This is a genomic window from uncultured Roseobacter sp. (assembly GCF_947499265.1).
GTDB lineage: Bacteria > Pseudomonadota > Alphaproteobacteria > Rhodobacterales > Rhodobacteraceae > Roseobacter.
This window is the reverse complement of the sequence record NZ_CANMNK010000001.1, coordinates 28266-49102: the sequence shown is the minus strand read 5'-3', so window position 1 is coordinate 49102 and position 20837 is coordinate 28266. Positions and strand designations below refer to the sequence as shown.

Below are 20837 nucleotides of genomic sequence, written 5' to 3'. Positions count from 1 at the left end.
ATGGTCCGCGTCCTACGCAGCACGATATTGCCTGCCCCGATTGAAGCGGTGTGGGAAATTCTGCGCGATTTCAATGGGCACGATCAGTGGCACCCGGCGATTGCCACAAGCCAGATCGAGCGTGGTCAGCCCTCCGACAGGGTGGGTTGTGTCAGGAAGTTCAAACTTGAGGATGGCGCGGAACTGCGTGAGCAGTTGCTGACCTTGTCGGATGCGGATGCGGCCTATTCCTACTGTCTGCTCGACACGCCAGTGCCGCTTTTCAACTACGTCAGCCACGTGCGGCTGATCCCGGTCACCGATGCGGATCACACCTATTGGCAGTGGGAAGGGCAGTTCGATACCCGCCCGGAAGAGCGCGACGAGATGACCGAATTGGTCGGGTCTGGGATTTATCAGGCGGGGTTTGGTGCGATCCGCGCCCAGATGGGATTGGAGGCATAGATGGTAGCTGTTGAGACCTATCAGACAGTGGCCGAGGCCGCCGCCGGGCTGGGTGAAGGCGCGCGGTATCTGGGCGGTGGCACCATCGTGATGCGGCAGGTGAACTATGGCGATCAGGGCTTTCACCGCATCGTGCGCGCGGCCCGTCCGGAACGAGGGATCGGCAATGATGTGCAGGGTCTGCGGATCGGAGCGGGCACCACCATGGCGGATATTCTCGCGCATGCGGAGTTGAGTTTTCTGCATCCAGTCGCAGGGCAGATTGGCGGCCCGGCGATCCGCAACATGGCGACCGTGGGTGGCAATCTTTTCGCGGAAAACCCCTATGGCGACATGGCGGCGGCCTTGCTGGCGCTGGACGCGCAGGTGATCATGGCAGGTGGGCAGACACATCCTATGGAGCGCTTTCTGGCCGACCGAAAGCATATGCGTGGCCTGGTCGAAGCCGTGAGCCTGCAGCGCCCGCAACCGGGGGCGTTTTACTATCGCAAAGTGTCGCGGGTGAAGCCAAAGGGCGTCGCCGTCATCACCCTCGCGGCCTTGATACGTGGCGGCGAGCCTCGCGTGGTCTTTGGCAATATGGCCGCGGCACCGATGCGGGCGCATGCGGCGGAACGGGCGTTGGGGGGCGGTGTCTCGGAGGCATCGATCGCGGCGGCCTGCGCTGTGTGTACCGAAGGGTTGTCTCCGACGGACGACGCGCTGGCGTCAGCCTGGTACCGGGCGGAGGTGGCACCGGTCCACCTGCGCCGGATGCTGGAAAGTGGAGGGCATTCCTGATGGCCAAGACACCTGTGACGTTCACGCTGAATGATACGGAGGCTGCCCTTTTCGTTGACCCGGGGGCGTCACTGGTGGACGTGCTGCGGCGCGGGGCAGGGGATCTGACCCCTAAACAAGGCTGCGCCCAGGGGACCTGTGGCGCCTGTACCGTTTTGATCGATGGGGTGCCGCATCTGTCTTGCCTGACATTGGCCGAAACCGTGCAGGGCAGACGGGTGGACACAGCGGGCGGTCTAGCGGATGGCCCCGCGCTGCACCCCTTGCAACGCGCCTTCATCGATGGGTTTGCAGCGCAATGCGGGTTCTGCACCAGCGGGATGCTGATGGCGGCCAAGGCCCTGCTGGATCACAATGCAAACCCGACCCGCGACGAGGTGATCGAGGCCATCTCCGGCAATCTGTGCCGCTGCACGGGCTACGAGCCCATCGTGGACGCCATTCTGAGCGCCGCTGCTCAGATGCGCGGACAGCCTGCGCTGCAACAGGGGGCGCTCTGATGTCCTCCATCGAGTTTCGCAAAGACCTCTTCGCCGACGAGCGTGACGACAATCTGAAAGAGATTGGCAAGCCGACGATCCGGCAGGATATTCTGGGCCATGTCACCGGGCGCACGCCCTATTACGACGACCATCTCTTTGACGGGCTGCTGCACATGCGCGCCGTCCGGTCGCCGCATCACCATGCGGAAATCCGATCTATCGACACCGCGGCGGCGGAAACAATGCCCGGCGTGCGCAGGGTGCTGACCGCCAAGGATGTGCCGCATAACCTCAACACGCTGCTGTCACTGATCAACTTCGGCCGGGATGACGAACCGCTCTGCGCCGATGACAAGGTGCGTTATCTGGGCGAGACGGTGGCCTGGGTCATCGCCGATACCGAACGTCAGGCGCGCGACGCAGTGGCCAAGGTGCGCGTTGACTATAGCGTGCTGCCGCATGTGCTGGATGTGGAAGAGGCGATTGCCCCCGGCGCGCCCGTGATCAACGACATCTACCCCAACAACACCTTCGACTATCACCAGAAATACGATCACCAAAAGCTGCGCTTTGGCGATGTGAATGCGGGCTTTGCCAAAGCCGATCACATCATTGAGGCGGAATATCAGATGTCCCCCATTGAGCAGGCGCCGATTGAAACCTGCGGGGCAATTGCAGCGCCGGAGACCAATGACCGGTTTGTCTGCCACACAAATACGCAGGCGTTGTTCTTTTCACTGGGGACCACGGCAAAGCTGCTGGGTATCGCCTCATCGCGGTTGCATTTCATCGGGGGCACCGCGGGAGGTGGCTTTGGCGGCAAGGTCGATTCAATTGTGGAGCCAACGGCGGTTCTGGGCGCGATGGTCACCGGCAAACCGGTGAAATTTGCCTGGGACCGCTATGAGGAAATGCAGGTGGGTGCGCCGCGGGGGGGTGAACGCTGGCGGATCAAGGACGGGGTGATGGCGGATGGGCGCATCGTCGCGCGGGAGTTCACCGGTTTCTTTGACAGCGGTGCCTACATGCGGCTGTCCCCCTATGCGATCATTAAGGCCACCGGGCACCTGCCGGGCCCTTATGCGATCCCAAATGTGGCTTCGAACGTTTACTGCTGCATCACCAATCGGACACCTGCGACGGCGATGCGCGGCTTTGGGATCACGGCGGTGGATTTCTCCATTGAATGCCATATGGACCGCGTCGCGGAGGCCGTGGGCATGAACCCGGTGGAGCTGCGCATCCTCAATGCGTACCGCGATGGGGATATGAAAGCGCACCGGCGCAAAGCCAAGAACACGGCGTTGATCGAGTGCTGTCAGGTGGCGGCTGGCAAGGCAAGCTGGCCCATATCGGCGGATGCTGCGGCGCAGTCGTCGCGGGTCGGTGGTGGCACGCCGGAGCGCGTGGCCATTCCAGAAACCAGCGTTGATGAGGACGGAAGGATCGGGGAGCGACGTCAGGGCCGTGTCGCGGATACATCGCCCAGCAAGACACCTACGGGGCGTGTCGCGGCGGGCACCCACCGGGAAGCGGTCGCCGGGGCACCGGTTCAAAACCCCGACATGCAGATCGATGCCGACCGGATCGGGCACAAGATGGGCGCGACCACATCGGCAGCGGCCCCCGTAGCGCCGCAAGCCGCCCCACCGGCGGCTGGCCCATCCGCGCAACCTGCGCCACCGCAACCGGTTGCGCCCGCCGAGCCAACACCACCCGCCAGCCCAGCCCCTTACGCTCCGGCGGAGAAATTCTCGCGCGGGGTGCGGCGGCCTGGGTCCTCCCCCTTCACCTCCGGCTTCAGGAGACGTTGAGATGACCATTCACAAAGGGCGCGGCTTTGCCTGCATCAACTACCCCATCGGGATGAACCTCGGAGGGGACCCGTCGCAGGCGCTTGTGCATTCCACGCCGGATGGGAAATTCATGGTGGCACTCAGCTCGATCGATCTGGGGCAGGGGATGAAATCCGTGACCCGCCAGATCGCATCCGAGACGCTTGGGGTGCCGGTAGAGGATGTCTATGTCGACACTGCGGACAGTGACACCGGCCCCCATTGCATGGGGTCGTTCGCCTCCCGCGGCACACACCGTGTCGGTAATGCGGTAATCCGCGCCGCTGCCGAGGCGCGCAAACAAATGATGGAGGCCGCCGCCGAAGAACTGGAGGTCAACGCCAGCGATCTCGACACCGATGGCGCGGGCAATATCCACGTCAAAGGTGCGCCGGGGCGGTCCATCACCGTGGCTGAAACCGCCATTGCGGCGCAATTCAAACAGGGCCGCACGCTGTCGGGACGGGGTATTTTCCTCGTGCCGCCGAGCGAAGCGGATCCGGAAACCGGCGATATGACCCCGGTGACCTGTTTTGCCCACGCGGCTTTGGTGATCGATCTGGAGGTGGATGATGAAACCGGGGAGGTGGAAGTCACAGAGATCAACTCCGCTTATGAAGTTGGTCGTGCGCTCAACCCGAAATTGGTGGAGCAACAATTGATCGGTGGGGCGTGGATGGGGGTCTCCCATGCGCTTTATGAAACGACCGAACCCTATTATCCGCGGCGCGACCACGGGCCGGAGGACTTCAACACCTACCTGCAACCCGGTCCCGGGCAGATCACGCCGCATCATATCGCCGTACTGGAGCGGCCTGCGGAGGATGCCCCCTTTGGCGGCAAGGGACCGGGTGAAATGTGTGCGAACCCGGTGCTGCCTGCGGTGGCCAATGCGGTCTACAACGCTGTGGGCGTACGTTGCGATCAGCTGCCGATCACGCCGGAAAAGGTGCTCAAAGGCATCCGGGCCAATGGCGGCGCCCGCCCGCAGGGAGCCCGCTAAGGATGGCGGTCACGCCAAATATTGCCGGGATCGGTGATCCCGCAGGGCTGCAAAAGGCGCTGGTGGACGCGCAATATCTGGCGGATGACGCCTTGGCGACTGCGGCCTACCTGTCGCTGGCGCTTGGCAAACCCCTGCTGCTCGAAGGCGCGCCAGGCGTGGGTAAAACCGAGGCTGCCAAGGCGCTTGGTGGTGTGCTGGGGCGCAATGTGGTGCGTTTGCAATGTTTTGAGGGGATCGATGCGGCGGCGGCGCTTTATGAGTGGAACTACCCGCGCCAGATGCTAGCGATCCGTCAGGCAGGCGACGATTTCGTCAACCTCTATGCAGAGGATTTTCTGTTGGAACGGCCCTTGCTGGCGGTGCTGCGCAACCCGGCAAGATCGCTGCTGCTGATCGACGAGATTGACCGTTCGGATCATGAATTTGAAGCCTTGCTGCTGGAATTCCTGTCGGATTTCACGATTTCCATACCGGAGACCGGGACCGTGCGGGCTGTGCAAGCGCCGGTGGTTGTCTTGACCTCGAATCGGACCCGCGACCTGCATGAAGCCCTGAGGCGGCGCTGTGTCTACCACTGGATCGACTATCCCGATGCAGCCCTGGAAGCGCAGATTGTCATCACCCGTGCCAGCACCGTGGCGGAGGCTACGGCCCGCGCGGTTGTGGCCAGCGTCGGCCATCTGCGTGCAGAACCCCTGGCCAAGCCACCTGGCGTGGCGGAAACGGTGGAATGGGCGGAAGCTGCGACCCTGCTGAATGCGCAAGGCGTGCGGTGGCCCGAAGCGTTTAAACGCTCCATCGGGGTGGCGCTGAAGGACCATGATGACCTGACCTATATGGCGGACCGGCTGTCGTCGGTCTTGCCGGGCGAGGCTGCATGAGTGCGCCTCGCGCCCTTGATCCGTTCTTGCGGTTTTCGCAGGTGTTGCGCGGCGCTGGCCATCCGGTGTCGCCCGATCAGAGCATCGATTTCATTGCTTCTGTGGGGCTGTTGGGGCCACGCGATATGATGGATATCTACCGCTCGGGCCGCGCGATCTTCGCGATCCCGCCAGAGCGCGTTGCTGAATATGACGCGCTTTTCCGTGCCGTTTTTCTGGATCAGGTCATCCAGGCTCCGGCGGAAGGTGATGAGGACGATGCGCTCGAAGCCTATGAGCCCACATCTGCGCGTACAGAGGTTGAGGCGGACAGGGATGACAGCCCCGTCGGGGCGGAGCCCACGACAGCGGAGCGGCTGAGCCAGCGGGACCTGACCCAAGGCAATGCCGCCGCCGTGCAGCGCCTGATGCGCGAGGCTGCGGGGGCTTTGCCGCGACGGCTGAGCTATCGGCGGCGCCGCGCCAAACGTGGTGACCGGATCGACATGCGCCGCACCCTGCGGGAGGCGGCCAAGCGCGACGGTGAGGTGATCCAGCTTTTGCAAACCCGGCGAAAGACACGGCAGCGGCGGGTGGTGGTGTTGATCGACGTCTCGGGGTCGATGAAGGCGCGCTCCGAAGACATGATGCGGTTGGCCCACGCGGTGGTTCAGGCGGCAGATAGCGCCGAGGTGTTCACGCTGGGCACCCGGCTGACCCGGATCACGCAGGCGCTGAAACCCGGCGATCCGGCGCAGGCGCTGGCACTGGCAGGTGAAGCCATCGCCGATTTTGACGGCGGCACGCGGATTGGCGATGCGTTGTCGGCATTCCTGTCGGTGCCGCGATACGCCGGGTTTGCCCGGGGCGCAGCGGTGGTTGTTTTGTCTGACGGGCTGGAACGGGGCGATCCCGCCGCGATGATTGAGGCCGCCCGGCGCTTGGCGCGCAGTGCTTGGCGGCTCGACTGGCTGACACCGCTGGCCGCTGACCCGGCCTATTCACCGCAGACCGAAGGGCTGTCTGCCATTCTGCCGGTGCTCGACCGTCTGGGAGATGGCGACAGCATCGCGGCGGTAACCGATCACATTCTGACCATGGCGAGGCTCTGATGATTGACGCACACCATCACATCTGGCTGCAGAAGGATCTGCCCTGGCTCTTGGGGCCGGAACAGCCGCGCATCTTTGGCTCCTACAAGGCCATCATGCGCGACTATACCCCCCGCGAATTTCTGGCCGATCTTGCGGGCACCGGGATTACCAGAACCGTCTATGTTCAGGCCAATTGGGCGCCAAACTGGTACGAAGACGAGGTCGCCTGGGTGCAGGATCAGGCAGACGCCCATGGCACCATTTCCGGCATCGTGGGGTACGCAGATTTCACCGGCGAGGACGTGCGCGACCAATTGGACCGACTGAAGAAATATCCGCTGATGCGGGGCATCCGGCAGCAGTTTCATTGGCATGAAAACCCACTTTATCGTTTTGCGGAGGACCCGGATCTGTGTCGAAACGCGACTGTGCAGTCAAATGTGGCGCGCCTGGCGGATTATGGCTGGAGCTTCGATCTGCAGGTCTTTGCCAGTCAGATGGAAGGTGCCGCAGAGCTGGCGCGCGCCTGCCCGGAGGTCACCTTCATCCTGCAGCATGCGGGCATGAAGGAAGACGTGACAGAGACCGGGCACAGGCTCTGGTCCGATGGCATGAAACGGCTCGCGGATTGTCCGAATGTGGTGAGCAAACTCTCGGCTTTCGGGACGTTCATTCACCGTAATGACCGTCAGTTCATCACCCAGATGATCACCGATACCGAAGCCATTTTTGGCGCGGAGCGTTGCCTTTACGGCTCCAACTTCCCGATCGAGAAGCTTTGGACCAGTTATCTGGAGCTTTTTAACGCCTTTCAAGATGCCACCAAGGGTCTCTCCAAGAAAAAGAGATCGGCGATTTTCAACGACACCGCAGCCCGCGTGTACCGGCTGTGACGGATAAAAGGGAGTAAGACCATGGCTTTGCAAATTCACGTTCTCGACTATGGGGACATTGAGCTTGAAACCAGCTTTCTGGTGCTGGGACATGAATGCGGCCGCACCCGGCGGGTGCCGGTCTATGGGTTTCTGATTACGGGGGGCGAATATCCGGTGCTGGTCGATACCGGCTACCGCGACAATGCGATCATGGAGAGCCTGGGTATGCGGGGGCTGCAATTTCATGACAACATGATGGAGCAGCAGCTGGCCAAACATGGGCTGAAGCTCGGTGATATCCGCTATATCCTGCACACCCATCTGCACATCGACCACGCGGGCCAGGACGATAAATTCCCGATGAACACCACCGTTGTACTGAACCGGCGCGAGATGGAATTCAGCGTCTCGGGCATCATGTTTCCGCAGTATCCCAAGCCTGATATCAAACATCTGGTGGACCGGATTTATGAGCCCGAGGCGATCCGTTTCCTTGATCTGGACATCACCACGGCGGAGGAGATCATCCCCGGGGTCTGGTGCGAGCACGCAGGCGCTCATACCGAAGGGTCGATGAACGTGGTGGTGGAAACCGCTGAAGGGCTGGCCTGTATTTGTGGCGACGTGATCTATGATTTCAACGATCAGATCGTGAACCACGTCTACACCAATAACTGGATGGAGCCGCGCGTGACCGGCAACCATTCGCAGTCAAAGCGCGAAGAAAAGGCGGCGATCAAGAAGCTGCTGAACAACTATACCTTCCTGCTGCCGATCCACGACAAACCTGCCAAGATCGAGCGTCAAAACGTGGTGGGGCGCCTGGGGATGCAGGTGCCGGGGCCGACGACGGAAACCCTGCCGGACCGGCCCTGGTTCCCGGTCTGATGACTGCGGTTGTCTGGTTCTCTGCGGGGTGGTTCCTGCCGGTCCTAACTGCGGTCTCTTGCTCGGAGGAATGAGGCGGATATGACGCATCAAGCCATTTCAGACAGTTTCCACGAGATCGTGGATGTCGCCGAACCGCTTCAGGCGCTGGGCACCGGGTTTGTCTTTACCGAAGGGCCGCTCTGGCACCCGGTTGAGCAATCGCTGATTTTCTCCGACATGCCCGGGGATGTGCGCCGTCGCTACGTGCCTGGGCAGGGCATTACCGAGATTGCGCGGCCCTCCAACAAGGGCAACGGCATGACCTATGATGCTGATCTCAATCTGCTGATCTGCGAACATGCCACCTCCTCCGTGGTGCGCATCAGGCCCGATGGCACGCGCGAGGTGCTGTGCAGCCATTTCGAAGGCAAGGAGCTCAACAGCCCCAATGACATCGTCGTGGGCGCTGATGGCAGCATCTATTTTACCGATCCCACTTACGGGCGGATGGAGCACTTTGGGGTGCCCCGCCCGCTGCAGCAGGGATTTCAGGGGGTGTACCGCCTTGCGCCGGACCACTCGCCGGGAGATGAACCGCAGTTGGTGGTCGAGCGCAGCCTTTTTGGTCAGCCCAACGGGCTGTGTTTTTCGCCCTGTGGCAAGTGGATGTGGGTCAATGACACCGAACAGGCCAATGTCCGGATGTTTGATGTTGCGGGTGATGGCCGTCTGGTGAATGGCCGGGTCTTCGCGGGCGGCATTGTCGATGACGCGCTGGCGGGGGTGCCCGATGGGATGAAATCCGACAAGGATGGCAATCTCTATGTGACCGCGCCGGGTGGCATCTGGGTCTATTCCTTTCAGGGTCTGCTGATCGGTAAAATCCTCTGCTCTGAGCTGGTGGCCAATTTTCATTGGGGCGGGCCGGACTGGTCCACCCTATATATTTGCGCCACGACGTCGCTTTACGCGCTCAATACCAAAACCCGCGGGCGTGAAGAGCCTTTCATGCAGGCGCGCGCGCCCGGCCCGAAGGCCCCGGCTGTGCCCTCTCAAGGAAACGCTACCATGACCAATGACCTCCTCCTGCACGACCGTCTGGATTTTCGGATCGATCCCGCGCGCACCGCCATGATCCTGCAGGATTTGCAGAACGATGTGATGATCGATGGCGGCGCATTTGCCGATACCGGCTCGCCCGATCATGCGCGCACCCAAAATGTGGTGACAAATGCGCGGCGTCTTGCGGATGCGTTGCGCGCGCGGGGCGGTATGATCATCCATGTCTGGATGGTGCTGGAACCCGGCGCGCCCTATCTGTGCCAGCATGCCGCGCTGCAACGTGGTCTGAAAGACCACAATGCGCTTGTCAGGGGCACCTGGGGGGTTGAACCCGCATCGGGGCTTGAGCCGCAGGCGGGTGATCTGGTGGTCGAGAAGATGAGCATGAGCGCCTGGGAAACCTCGCGGCTCGATGCCTATCTTGCCCACGGCGGGCGGGACACGATCATCAACACCGGCAGTTGGACAAACATGAGTGTGGAGCACACCGCCCGCACTGGAGCAGACAAGGGATACCGCATGATCGTGCCCGAAGACGCCTGTTCAACGATGAATGCGGACTGGCATCGGGCATCGATCAACTACGCCATGCAAAATGTGGCAACGGTGACCCGTGCGGATGCTGTGATCGCTGCGTTGAGTTGATCGGACGCGGTCTGCGAAACACTATTCTGAAGGCGCAGCGGCGGCCGGTTGGCGTCGGACAGACGATCCCGGGTGCTTATGTCGCGTAATTGTCGATCAGCTTGTCCGGCTTGGCGAACCCGGTGAGATCGTCGAGATCCTTGATCGCAATCTGATTGCCTGACACTTCGACCCCGTAGGGTTCCAGCCCTTTGAACGCGCGGCTGAGGTTTTCCGATGTCATGCCGAGAAAGGATGCCAGTCGGCGTTTTTCCATTTTCAGCTCAAACTCGTTCGACCCGGTCCGGATTTGCTGGCGTAAAAGGTAGTTGGCCAGCCGTTCCAGCGACGTGCGCAGCTTCAGGTCCTTGGTGTTTTTGATGACGGCCCGGTAGCATTGCGCCAATTCGGTGACGACGGCGCGCGCGAATTCGCTGTCTGTCTCAAACACGTCGCGCACGTCCATCGATGGGATCAGAACCAACCGGCTTTTTTCCATTGTGCGCGCCGACATCAGATAGGGTGCATCTTTGACCGTTGCGGCCAGAATGAAGGTCGAAATCGGACGGACAATCGCCATCGTCGTCTGGCGACCGTTCCAGGTGCCAAAGAGCTCGACGCTCCCGGCAATCACGACATGCAGAAAATCCGAATGATCACCTTCGGTGATCAACTCGACCCGTGGCGGGAAATTCTGGACATAAGCACCCCGGATCAGCGCCTCGAAGCTATTGTCCTTGATCTCCGCAAACAGGGGGAGTGAGCGAATCTCCGGCAGGTCATTTTTGCGCATCGGAGTCCCTCTCGTGCATCAGGCAACAATTGTGGTCGATAAATTTGATAAATGTCAAACGCAGCTCCTGAAGATTGGGTGCCTGAATTTGACCTTCGCTTCCGGCAACCATGAAGAATTTGGTTAACACATTTATTTCAAACAGGAATTTGATTCAGTTGATCTGAATCAAGTCGTCGACACCCCAAAAACGGGCCTCTGTAAGCCAACCGTCCGCACGCGATGCGGCAAAGGACCAAGGAGGACTGATATGGACGTGATGATCGCATACGACCATTCGCGGAATGCAAGGATCACGCTTGAAGTGGTCAAGGAGATGTTTGCCGCCGCCCACCCCAACCTCACCCTGATTTCAGTGATCGAGGAGGTTGGCAGCACCACGGCAGGTGCCGACGAGATGTTCAAAGAACAGTTCGCCGACCAGAAAGCCGGCGCCGAAAGCGCGGCGGCGGAGCTGTCAGCGGCGGGCTTTCCAACACAGGTGCTGATGGCCGAGGGCGACGCCCGCAAGATGATCCTGCGCGCCACCGATGAGCGCAAGCCTGACCTGCTGGTCATGGCGCGCCACAGCCACAAGCCGGATGGGAATTTCATCACCCGCAGGCTCGACGCGCTGGTGGAGGAGTTCGATCACATGACCTTCGGGTCAGTCTCGGCCTTTCTGGCCCGCCGGGCGCAATGCCCGCTGCTGATCATTCCAACCGGGGCCGAGTGACCACTCACTGCCCTGCCGTTTTCAAGCCTGACCGAGGTTCGATATGCAAGTTTCAGACGTATTCCGGTTCAAAAACCGAGAAATCCGCGCGCTCCATCTCACCTGGATCGCCTTTTTCATCACCTTTTACGTATGGTTCAACATGGCGCCGCTGGCGTCGTCCATCCTCAAATCCGCAGACTGGCTGACCAAAGACGATCTGCGGCTCTTTGCCATCGCCAACGTCGCGCTGACGATCCCGGCGCGCATTGTGGTCGGCATGGCGTTGGACAAATGGGGGCCGCGCCGGGTGTTTTCGGTGCTGATGGTCTCCATGGCTGTGCCGACCCTCGCGTTTGCGCTGGGTGACACGCGTGAGCAGCTGTTTTTCGCGCGGTTGATCATGTCCTCGGTGGGGGCGTCCTTCGTGGTAGGCATTCACATGACCGCGCTTTGGTTCAGACCGCGCGACATCGGTTTTGCCGAAGGGTTCTATGCGGGCTGGGGTAACTTTGGCTCCGCAGCAGCGGCCCTGACCATCCCCACCGTCGCCCTGTCGGTCTATGGCGGCGACGATGGCTGGCGTTATGCCATTGCCACATCGGGCGTCATCATGGCGGCCTATGGCGTGTTTTACTGGTTCGCCATCACCGATGGCCCGACCCGCGACACCCATAAAAAACCTCGCAAAGCTGCCGCGCTGGAGGTTTCTACCTACCGCGACCTCGGGCTGCTGATCGCCTTTACCCTGCCGCTGATCGGGATCCTGTCGATCCTCGTCTGGCGCGTGCGGAACACTGGCTACATCGATACCATGACCGCAACCTTCTGCTATGCCGCGATCGCTGTGGTGGTGGTCTATCAGGTCTGGCAGGTGCTGCGGGTCAACCTGCCGATCCTGCGCAAAGGCGTGCCGGAGGATGACCGCTATCCCTTCAGTTCAGTCGCGGCCCTCAACACCACCTATTTCGCCAACTTCGGGGCGGAACTGGCCGTGGTGTCGATGCTGCCCCTGTTCTTTCAGGAAACCTGGGGGCTGACACCGGTCACCGCGGGGATCATCGCGTCGTCCTTCGCCTTCGTGAATCTGTTCGCCCGACCCATGGGCGGGCTTGTCTCCGATCGGATGGGCAACCGCCGCTTTGTGATGCTGTCCTATATGATCGGGATCGCCCTCGGCTTTGCGCTCATGGGTCTGCTCGACAGCAGCTGGCCGCTGATCGTTGCCATTGCCATCACCATCGGCTGCTCGTTCTTCGTGCAGGGTGCAGAGGGCGCGACCTTCGGGATCATCCCATCGATCAAACGCCGGGTGACCGGTCAGATCGCTGGCATGGCCGGGGCCTACGGCAACGTTGGGGCCGTCTTTTACCTCTTCATCTTCATGTATGTCACACCGTCGCAGTTCTTCTTCATCATCGCGACCGGTGCCTTCATCAGCTGGGTGGTCTGCTACTTCCTGCTGAAAGAGCCCGAAGGCGGATTTGGCGACGAATACGTGATCTCCTCCGTGGACGAGGCCATCGCCAACGAGGCCCGCATCCGCAAGGAAACCGAAGCCGATCTGGCCACCCTCTTTGTGGGCAGCGAGCGGGTGGGGCTTGCCGATCGCGGGGCGGGCCTGACCGTAACCGCGAGGTTCAAGGACATAGACGATCTGCGCAGCACCCTGGACCGTCTCAGCCCGCCCAAAGGCCGCACGCCAGCCGAATAATCAAAAGTCGGGGGCCCGGGCCACGCCTGGGACCCCACACCGACACATCACTCCAAGGAGACTACCGTGGGACAAGATCTCAGAAACTACACACCGGATGACGAGGCCTTCTGGGCCGCCACCGGCAAGGGGATTGCCAACCGCAACCTCTGGATTTCCATTCCATCGCTGCTCTGCGGTTTTGCGGTTTGGCTCTATTGGGGGATCATCACCGTTCAGATGATCAATCTGGGCTACCCCTTTGAAACCTCGCAGCTTTTCACGCTGACTGCCATTGCGGGCCTGTCGGGGGCCACCCTGCGCATCCCAGCGACCTTCTTCATCCGCATCGCGGGTGGGCGTAATACAATCTTCTTCACCACGGCGCTTCTGATGATCCCCGCATTGGGAACCGGCATCGCGCTGCAGAACCCGGATACACCCCTCTGGCAGTATCAGATCCTGGCGCTGCTGTCGGGGATCGGGGGCGGGAACTTCGCCGCCTCCATGTCCAACATCTCCTTCTTCTTTCCCAAGAAGGTGCAGGGTTACTCGCTGGGCATGAACGCGGGTCTCGGCAACTTTGGCGTGACCACCATGCAGATCCTGATCCCGCTGGTCATGACCTTTGGTCTCTTTGGCGGCGAGGGTCGGGAACTTGTGAATACTTCCGGCACCCTGATCGGCAAGATCCCGGCAGGCACCGAAACCTTTATCCAGAACGCGGGCTTTGTCTGGCTGCTGGCACTGGTGCCACTGGCGTTCCTTGGCTGGTTCGGCATGAACAACATCCGCGATGAACATGTCAGCCCGAACATCCCCGGTCCCGTCGGTTCCTTTGGCATCATCGGGTTTATGTATGGCATCGGGCTGGCCTGCGCGGGCTTCGGCCTCTGGCTGATGCTGCCCGCCGCGGTGGGGGGCTCGGGCTTTGGCCTCTCCAAATGGGTCGTTTTGCCCATCGTCATCGTGCTGACCGTCGCAGCGCTGCGGATGATCCCCGGTCAGGTCGGTCAGAACCTGTCGCGCCAGTACAAGATCTTTGGCAACAAACACACCTGGGCGATGACCATCATCTACGTGATGACGTTTGGCTCTTTCATCGGCTATTCGGCGGCGATGGGTCTGACCATCAAGGTGGTTTTTGGCTTCCAGCACATCGTGGTTGACGGTGTCATGACCCATGATGTGGCCAACCCGAACGGGCCATCTGCCTTGATGTTTGCCTGGATGGGGCCGTTTATTGGCGCACTAATCCGTCCGCTGGGTGGCGTCTGGGCGGACCGTGCCGGGGGCGCAAAAGTGACCCAGATCATCTCCATCGTGATGGTCGCCTGTGCGTTGGCGCTCGCCTACATCCTGCAACAGGCCTATGCCTCGGCCACGCCAGAGACTTACTTCCTGCCCTTCCTGCTGATCTTCCTGCTGCTTTTCGCGGCGACAGGCATCGGCAACGGCTCGACCTTCCGCACCATTGCCGTGGCCTTCAACAAGGAACAGGCCGGGCCCGTTCTGGGATGGACAAGTGCGGTAGCGGCTTACGGCGCCTTCCTCATTCCGCAGATCTTCGGTGAGCAGATGCGGGCGGGATCCCCGGAATATGCGCTCTACGGATTTGCCGCCTTTTACGTGCTCTGCATCGTCATCAACTGGTGGTTCTACCTGCGCCCCGGCGCCTACATCAAGAACCCCTGAACCCGATCTCCACCTGTGCGGAGATCCCCTCCGCGCAGGCGCCACCTCACACTCTAGGGAGCTAAAGACATGAGCCACCTGCTCGACAGACTGAACTTTCTCCAGTCAAAAGAACTGGAACAGTTCTCCGATGGCCACGGCCAGGTTACCCGCGAAAACCGCGATTGGGAGGACACCTATCGCAACCGCTGGCGACATGACAAAGTTGTCCGCTCCACCCATGGGGTGAACTGCACCGGATCCTGTTCGTGGAAGATCTACGTGAAATCCGGGATCGTGACCTGGGAAACCCAGCAAACTGACTACCCGCGCACACGGCCCGGCCTGCCTAATCACGAGCCGCGCGGCTGTGCGCGGGGGGCCAGCTACAGCTGGTATCTCTACTCCGCGAACCGGGTGAAAAATCCGCTGGTGCGCGGGCGGCTGATGAAGGTCTGGCGCAAGATGCGGGAAACCATGAGCCCGATCGAGGCCTGGACCAAACTGCAGAACGATCCGATCCTGCGGTCGTCTTATGTCGAGACCCGCGGCAAGGGCGGTTTCGTGCGTGCTAGCTGGGATGAAGCGACCGAGATCACTGCTGCCGCGAATGCCTATACGGTGAAAACCCACGGTCCCGACCGGGTGTTTGGCTTCTCGCCGATCCCGGCGATGTCGATGATCTCTTATGCTGCGGGCTCACGGTACCTGTCGCTGCTGGGTGGCGTCTGCATGAGCTTTTACGATTGGTATTGCGACCTGCCGCCCGCCTCGCCGATGACCTGGGGTGAGCAAACCGATGTGCCGGAAAGTGCGGATTGGTATAATGCGGGCTACCTGCTCGTCTGGGGCTCGAACGTGCCGCAGACCCGCACGCCGGACGCACATTTCTACACCGAAGCGCGCTACCGCGGCACCAAATCCGCCGTGATCTGCCCGGATTATTCCGAGGCTGCGAAATTTGGCGATGTCTGGCTGAATGTGAAACAGGGCACCGATGCGGCCTTGGCGATGGCCTTTGGCCACGTGATCCTGCGGGAGTTCCACCTGGACCGTCAGACTGCGTATTTCGAGGAATACACCTGCAAATACAGCGACTTCCCCATGCTGGTAAGGCTGGAGGAGAAAGATGATCGTCTGATCCCGGGCCGCTTTCTGCGGGCTGATGACCTGGATGGCAAGCTGGGCGAGGAAAACAACCCGGAATGGAAAACGGTCGCGCTGGACGGCAAATCCGGCAGCTATGTCGCCCCCAACGGCTCCATTGGCTACCGCTGGGGCGAAGACGGCGAATGGAACCTAGAAGAGCGCGCTGGATTGGCCGAGACCGAGCTGAAAATGTCGCTGATCCTGGAGGAGGACCACGACGATGTGCGCGGCGTTGATTTCCCCTATTTCGGCGGTGACGCCACGGCGGAATTCGCCACCGATGCAGATCATCCGAACATCCTGACCCGTCAGGTTCCGGTGCGCAAGATCGACACCGGCGACGGGGAGATCATTGTCGCCACAGTCTTTGATCTCTTCTGCGCCAACTACGGTCTGGATCGGGGGCTGGGCGGCGATTGGGTGGCCGCTGACTATGCCGATGAGGTTCCGGGCACCCCGGCCTGGGCGGAGAAGATCACCGGCGTGTCCGCTGACAAGATCATCCACGTCGCGCGTGAATTTGCGCAGAACGCGGAAAAAACCAAGGGCAAATCGATGATCATCATCGGGGCCGCGATGAACCACTGGTATCATATGGACATGAACTACCGCGGCGTCATCAACATGCTGGTGATGTGTGGCTGCGTCGGGCAATCGGGCGGCGGCTGGGCCCATTACGTGGGGCAGGAGAAGCTGCGCCCGCAAACCGGTTGGCTGCCGTTGGCCTTCGCGCTCGATTGGGGGCGTCCGCCGCGGCATATGAATTCCACCTCGGCCTGGTACGCGCATACCGATCAGTGGCGCTATGAGCAGTTGACATCGGAGGAGATCATTTCGCCCACGGCGCCGGAAGGCGACTGGGACGCGACGATGATCGACTACAACATCCGCGCCGAGCGGATGGGCTGGCTGCCGTCGGCGCCACAGTTGAAAACCAACCCCCTGGAGGTTGCGAAAGCGGCAAAGGCGGCGGGCCAGGAGATCCCGGCCTATGTAGCGGAACAGTTGACATCGGGGGATTTGGAAATGTCCTGCGAGGACCCGGATGCCCCGGAAAACTGGCCTCGCAACCTCTTTGTCTGGCGCTCGAACCTGCTGGGATCGTCGGGCAAGGGGCATGAGTATTTCCTCAAGCACCTGCTGGGCACCGACCATGGCGTTCTGGGCAAAGATCTGGGGGAAGAAGGCGGGCAACTGCCCAAGGAGGCTAAGTGGCATGCGGAGGCGCCCCGCGGCAAACTCGATCTGCTGGTGACCATCGATTTTCGGATGAGCACCACCGCGGTCTATTCCGATGTCGTGTTGCCCACCGCCAGCTGGTACGAGAAGAACGACCTCAACACCTCTGACATGCACCCGTTCATCCATCCGCTGCAGGCCGCAGTCGACCCGGCCTATGAAAGCAAGTCGGATTGGGAGATTTTCAAGGCGATTGCCAAGAAATTCCAGGATGTTGCGCCAGAGATATTGGGCAAGGAAACCGATATCGTTGCGCTGCCGATCCTGCACGACACACCCGGTGAAATTGCCCAGGATCAGGTGAAGGACTGGAAGAAAGGCGAGTGTGACCTGATCCCCGGCAAGACGGCACCGAACTATGTGCCCGTCGAGCGGGATTACCCCGCGCTTTATGATCGGTTTGTCGCCCTTGGTCCGCTGATGGACAAGATCGGCAACGGCGGCAAAGGCATCACCTGGAACACCGAGACCGAGGTTCAGCACCTGCGGGAGTTGAACGGTGAATGGCCGGACGGCCCCGCAAAAGGATGCCCGAAGATCGTCACCGACATTGATGCCAGCGAGGTTGTGCTGATGCTGGCACCGGAGACCAATGGCGAAGTGGCGGTGAAAGCCTGGGAAGCGCTGGGCCAGGCGACGGGTCGTCCCCACGCCCATCTGGCAATGCCCAAGGAAGACGAGAAAATCCGCTTCCGCGATATCGCCGCACAACCGCGCAAGATCATCTCTTCGCCCACCTGGTCCGGGCTGGAGTCGGAAAAGGTCTGCTATAACGCAGGCTATACCAACGTGCATGAGCTGATCCCCTGGCGCACGCTGACCGGTCGTCAGCAGCTCTATCAGGATCACCTGTGGATGCTGGCTTTTGGCGAGGGGCTGATGTCGTACCGTCCGCCTGTCGATCTGAAGACCATCACCGATGACGTGCACACCGACAAAGGCGAGCCGCATCTGGTGCTGAACTTCATCACGCCGCACCAGAAATGGGGCATCCACTCCACCTATTCTGACAACCTGTTGATGCTGACGCTGAACCGGGGTGGCCCTGTGGTCTGGATCAGCGAGAATGACGCCAAAAGCGCCGGGATCGCCGATAACGACTGGGTGGAAGCCTATAATGCCAACGGGGCGTTGACGGCCCGGGCGGTGGTGTCACAACGCATGAAAGACGGCACAATCTTCATGTATCACGCGCAGGAAAAGATCGTGAATACGCCGGGGTCGGAAAAGACCGGTAACCGGGGCGGTATCCACAATTCGGTCACCCGGACCACGTTGAAACCAACCCATATGATCGGTGCCTATGCGCAGCAATCCTATGGCTTCAACTACTACGGCACCGTCGGGTCGAACCGGGATGAATTCGTGATTGTCAGAAAAATGCGGAAGGTCGACTGGCTCGACACGCCCGCCAAAATGGAGGCAGCAGAATGAGAGTTCGCGCACAAATCGGCATGGTCCTGAACCTGGACAAATGCATCGGCTGTCACACCTGCTCGGTGACCTGCAAAAACGTCTGGACCAGCCGCGACGGTGTTGAATATGCCTGGTTCAATAACGTCGAGACCAAACCGGGCCTTGGCTACCCCACGGATTGGGAAAATCAGGACCGTTGGAACGGGGGCTGGATCCGGACAAAGGCGGGGCGGCTGGAGCCCAAGCAGGGGGCGAAATGGCGGATATTGTCCAACATCTTTGGCAACCCCGATCTGCCCGAGATTGACGACTATTATGAGCCGTTTGATTTCGACTACGACCACCTGAAATCCGCGCCGGAGATGAAGGCCTTCCCAACGGCGCGGCCATTTTCGAAAATCACCGGCGAGCGGATCGAGAAAATCGAGAAAGGGCCGAACTGGGAGGAAATCCTGGGCGGTGAATTTTCGAAACGCGCGGAGGATTACAACTTCGAAGGCATCCAGAAGGAGATTTACGGAGAATACGAAAACACCTTCATGATGTATCTGCCACGGCTCTGTGAGCATTGTCTCAATCCGACCTGTGCGGCTTCCTGTCCCTCGGGCGCGATCTACAAGCGCGAGGAAGACGGCATTGTCCTGATCGATCAGGAGAAATGCCGGGGTTGGCGCATGTGTGTGTCGGGCTGCCCCTACAAGAAGGTCTATTACAACTGGGAGTCTGGAAAATCCGAGAAATGCACGCTGTGCTATCCGCGGATTGAAAGCGGCAACCCTACCGTCTGTTCGGAAACCTGCGTGGGGCGTATCCGCTATCTGGGCGTGATGCTCTATGATGCGGATAAGATCGAAGCGGCGGCAAATGCACCGGAAACAACCGATCTGTATGATGCGCAACTGGGCGTGTTCCTCGATCCAGGCGATCCGGATGTGATCAGGGCGGCCCGTGCCGATGGTATCCCTGAAGACTGGATCAAAGGCGCGCAGGAAAGTCCGATTTGGAAAATGGCGATGGACTGGAAGGTCGCCTTCCCGCTGCATCCGGAATATCGGACGTTACCAATGGTTTGGTACATACCACCCCTGTCGCCGATCCAGAACGCCGCCGAGGCAGGTAAAATCGGCACCGATGGCGATATGCCGGATGTGCAATCGCTGCGGATCCCGGTGAAATATCTGGCCAATATGCTGACAGCCGGGGACGAAGCGCCGGTGGTCACCGCGCTGGAGCGGATGCTGGCGATGCGCGCCTATATGCGCGCGAAAACGGTCGGGGGTGTGCTTGACGAGAGCATCGCAGAACATGTCGGCCTGTCCGGCGCCATGATCGAGGACATGTATAAGATCATGGCGCTTGCCGATTACGAGGATCGGTTTGTGATCCCCACAACCCACCGCGAACAGGTCGAAGAGGCGTATGATCTGCGCGGTGGCTGTGGCTTCACCGATACCAATGGCTGCTCACCGGGTATCAGCAAAGGCTCGCTGTTTGGTGGCAAGAAGAAACCCCTTAAAATGCCGGAGGCGATGTAATGGACCGCAGTTTGAAAGCGTTTTCCCTGATACTGAGCTACCCTACGCGGGACTTGCAGGCCGCAATGCCTGAGATCAGCGGTGTGCTTGCCGCCGACAGCAGGCTGACCGCAGCCACGCGGCGGGCGTTGCGCCCGCTGATCGAGGAGATTGCGCAAAGCGACATCTACGATCTGGAAGAACGGTTCGTGATGCTTTTCGACCGCTCCCGCACGATCTCGCTTAACCTCTTTGAGCATGTGCACGGTGAAAGTCGGGACCGCGGAGGCGCGATGGTCAGCCTGATGGAAACCTACCGGGAGGCGGGTTTTGAGCCCGTAACCTCGGAACTGCCGGATCACTTGCCGGTGCTGTTGGAATTCCTGTCCACCCGTCCAGCTGGGGAGGCGCGCGAGACGCTCGCGGATGCGGCGCATATTTTTCAGGCATTGGCCGCGCGACTTGAGCGTCGTGAGAGCCTCTATGCGCCGGTGTTCGCCGGGCTCTCGCAGCTTTCGGGTGCAACCGCCGACGTAGAGGCCGTGGCGGAGTTACTGGAAGAGCCAGAGACCGATCCCAATGATCTGGATGCGCTGGATGCAGTCTGGGAGGAGAGCGCGGTCGTCTTTGGCCCCGATCCGAACGCAGGCTGCCCGCAGGTGCGCGATATGCTGTCGCGCATCGAGGCCACCACCCCCCAAACTCCGCATCCTGCGGCCGAATAAGGAGAAAG

Annotated in this window: 17 protein-coding genes; 16 read left to right on the top strand and 1 reads right to left on the bottom strand. The window is 60.7% G+C overall.

Translation table 11 applies throughout. From position 1 onward, the window contains the following. From Q1A63_RS00235 to Q1A63_RS00190, 10 genes are all read left to right on the top strand, one after another. Positions 1-444: an SRPBCC family protein gene (locus Q1A63_RS00235; protein ID WP_298968278.1), complete on the top strand. Its 444-nt coding sequence runs from the start codon at positions 1-3 to the stop codon at positions 442-444. Next, positions 445-1224, top strand: a complete 780-nt coding sequence (locus tag Q1A63_RS00230) for an FAD binding domain-containing protein (protein WP_298968276.1) — start codon at positions 445-447, stop codon at positions 1222-1224. It begins immediately after the preceding gene. Continuing rightward, entirely contained in the window at positions 1224-1724 is a 501-nt protein-coding gene (locus tag Q1A63_RS00225) for a (2Fe-2S)-binding protein (RefSeq protein ID WP_298968274.1), read from the top strand. The genes Q1A63_RS00230 and Q1A63_RS00225 overlap by 1 nt, the downstream gene beginning before the upstream one ends. After that, positions 1724-3520, top strand: coding sequence for a molybdopterin cofactor-binding domain-containing protein (locus Q1A63_RS00220; RefSeq protein ID WP_299630252.1), 1797 nt, complete (start codon positions 1724-1726; stop codon positions 3518-3520). The genes Q1A63_RS00225 and Q1A63_RS00220 overlap by 1 nt, the downstream gene beginning before the upstream one ends. A 1-nt stretch (position 3521) precedes the next feature. Beyond that, positions 3522-4544, top strand: coding sequence for a molybdopterin cofactor-binding domain-containing protein (locus tag Q1A63_RS00215; protein ID WP_298968270.1), 1023 nt, complete (start codon positions 3522-3524; stop codon positions 4542-4544). A 2-nt stretch (positions 4545-4546) separates the two neighbouring features. After that, positions 4547-5428 carry a MoxR family ATPase gene (locus tag Q1A63_RS00210; RefSeq protein ID WP_298968268.1) on the top strand — a complete coding sequence of 294 codons (882 nt, stop codon included), beginning with the start codon at positions 4547-4549 and terminating at the stop codon, positions 5426-5428. Next, positions 5425-6519, top strand: coding sequence for a VWA domain-containing protein (locus Q1A63_RS00205; protein WP_298968267.1), 1095 nt, complete (start codon positions 5425-5427; stop codon positions 6517-6519). Before Q1A63_RS00210 ends, Q1A63_RS00205 begins: the two co-directional genes overlap by 4 nt. After that, on the top strand, positions 6519-7394 hold the full coding sequence (locus tag Q1A63_RS00200) for an amidohydrolase family protein (protein WP_298968265.1): 876 nt from the start codon (positions 6519-6521) through the stop codon (positions 7392-7394). Before Q1A63_RS00205 ends, Q1A63_RS00200 begins: the two co-directional genes overlap by 1 nt. Positions 7395-7415: 21 nt before the next feature. Continuing rightward, positions 7416-8264 carry an N-acyl homoserine lactonase family protein gene (locus Q1A63_RS00195; RefSeq protein WP_298968263.1) on the top strand — a complete coding sequence of 283 codons (849 nt, stop codon included), beginning with the start codon at positions 7416-7418 and terminating at the stop codon, positions 8262-8264. A gap of 81 nt (positions 8265-8345) precedes the next feature. Then, entirely contained in the window at positions 8346-9953 is a 1608-nt protein-coding gene (locus tag Q1A63_RS00190) for an isochorismatase family protein (protein ID WP_299630249.1), read from the top strand. 76 nt (positions 9954-10029) lie between these two features. Here the strand turns inward: Q1A63_RS00190 and Q1A63_RS00185 are convergent, their stop codons facing one another. Further along, positions 10030-10725 (bottom strand): helix-turn-helix domain-containing protein, encoded by a 696-nt coding sequence (locus Q1A63_RS00185; RefSeq protein ID WP_298968258.1) that lies wholly within the window; start codon positions 10723-10725, stop codon positions 10030-10032. A gap of 250 nt (positions 10726-10975) precedes the next feature. Between Q1A63_RS00185 and Q1A63_RS00180 the strand changes: the two genes are divergently transcribed. From Q1A63_RS00180 to narJ, 6 genes are all read left to right on the top strand, one after another. Beyond that, the gene (locus tag Q1A63_RS00180) at positions 10976-11440 is read left to right on the top strand and encodes a universal stress protein (RefSeq protein WP_298968256.1); all 465 of its coding nucleotides are present in this window, start codon (positions 10976-10978) and stop codon (positions 11438-11440) included. 43 nt (positions 11441-11483) lie between these two features. Further along, positions 11484-13133 carry an MFS transporter gene (locus tag Q1A63_RS00175; protein ID WP_298968255.1) on the top strand — a complete coding sequence of 550 codons (1650 nt, stop codon included), beginning with the start codon at positions 11484-11486 and terminating at the stop codon, positions 13131-13133. Between the two features lie 66 nt (positions 13134-13199). Next, positions 13200-14807, top strand: coding sequence for an antiporter (locus Q1A63_RS00170; protein WP_298968253.1), 1608 nt, complete (start codon positions 13200-13202; stop codon positions 14805-14807). A 69-nt stretch (positions 14808-14876) separates the two neighbouring features. Further along, the gene (locus Q1A63_RS00165) at positions 14877-18608 is read left to right on the top strand and encodes a nitrate reductase subunit alpha (protein WP_299630245.1); all 3732 of its coding nucleotides are present in this window, start codon (positions 14877-14879) and stop codon (positions 18606-18608) included. Continuing rightward, positions 18605-20125, top strand: coding sequence for a nitrate reductase subunit beta (gene narH / locus Q1A63_RS00160; protein ID WP_298968251.1), 1521 nt, complete (start codon positions 18605-18607; stop codon positions 20123-20125). Before Q1A63_RS00165 ends, narH begins: the two co-directional genes overlap by 4 nt. Further along, positions 20125-20829, top strand: a complete 705-nt coding sequence (gene narJ, locus Q1A63_RS00155; RefSeq protein ID WP_298968249.1) for a nitrate reductase molybdenum cofactor assembly chaperone — start codon at positions 20125-20127, stop codon at positions 20827-20829. Before narH ends, narJ begins: the two co-directional genes overlap by 1 nt. Positions 20830-20837 lie beyond the last annotated feature (8 nt).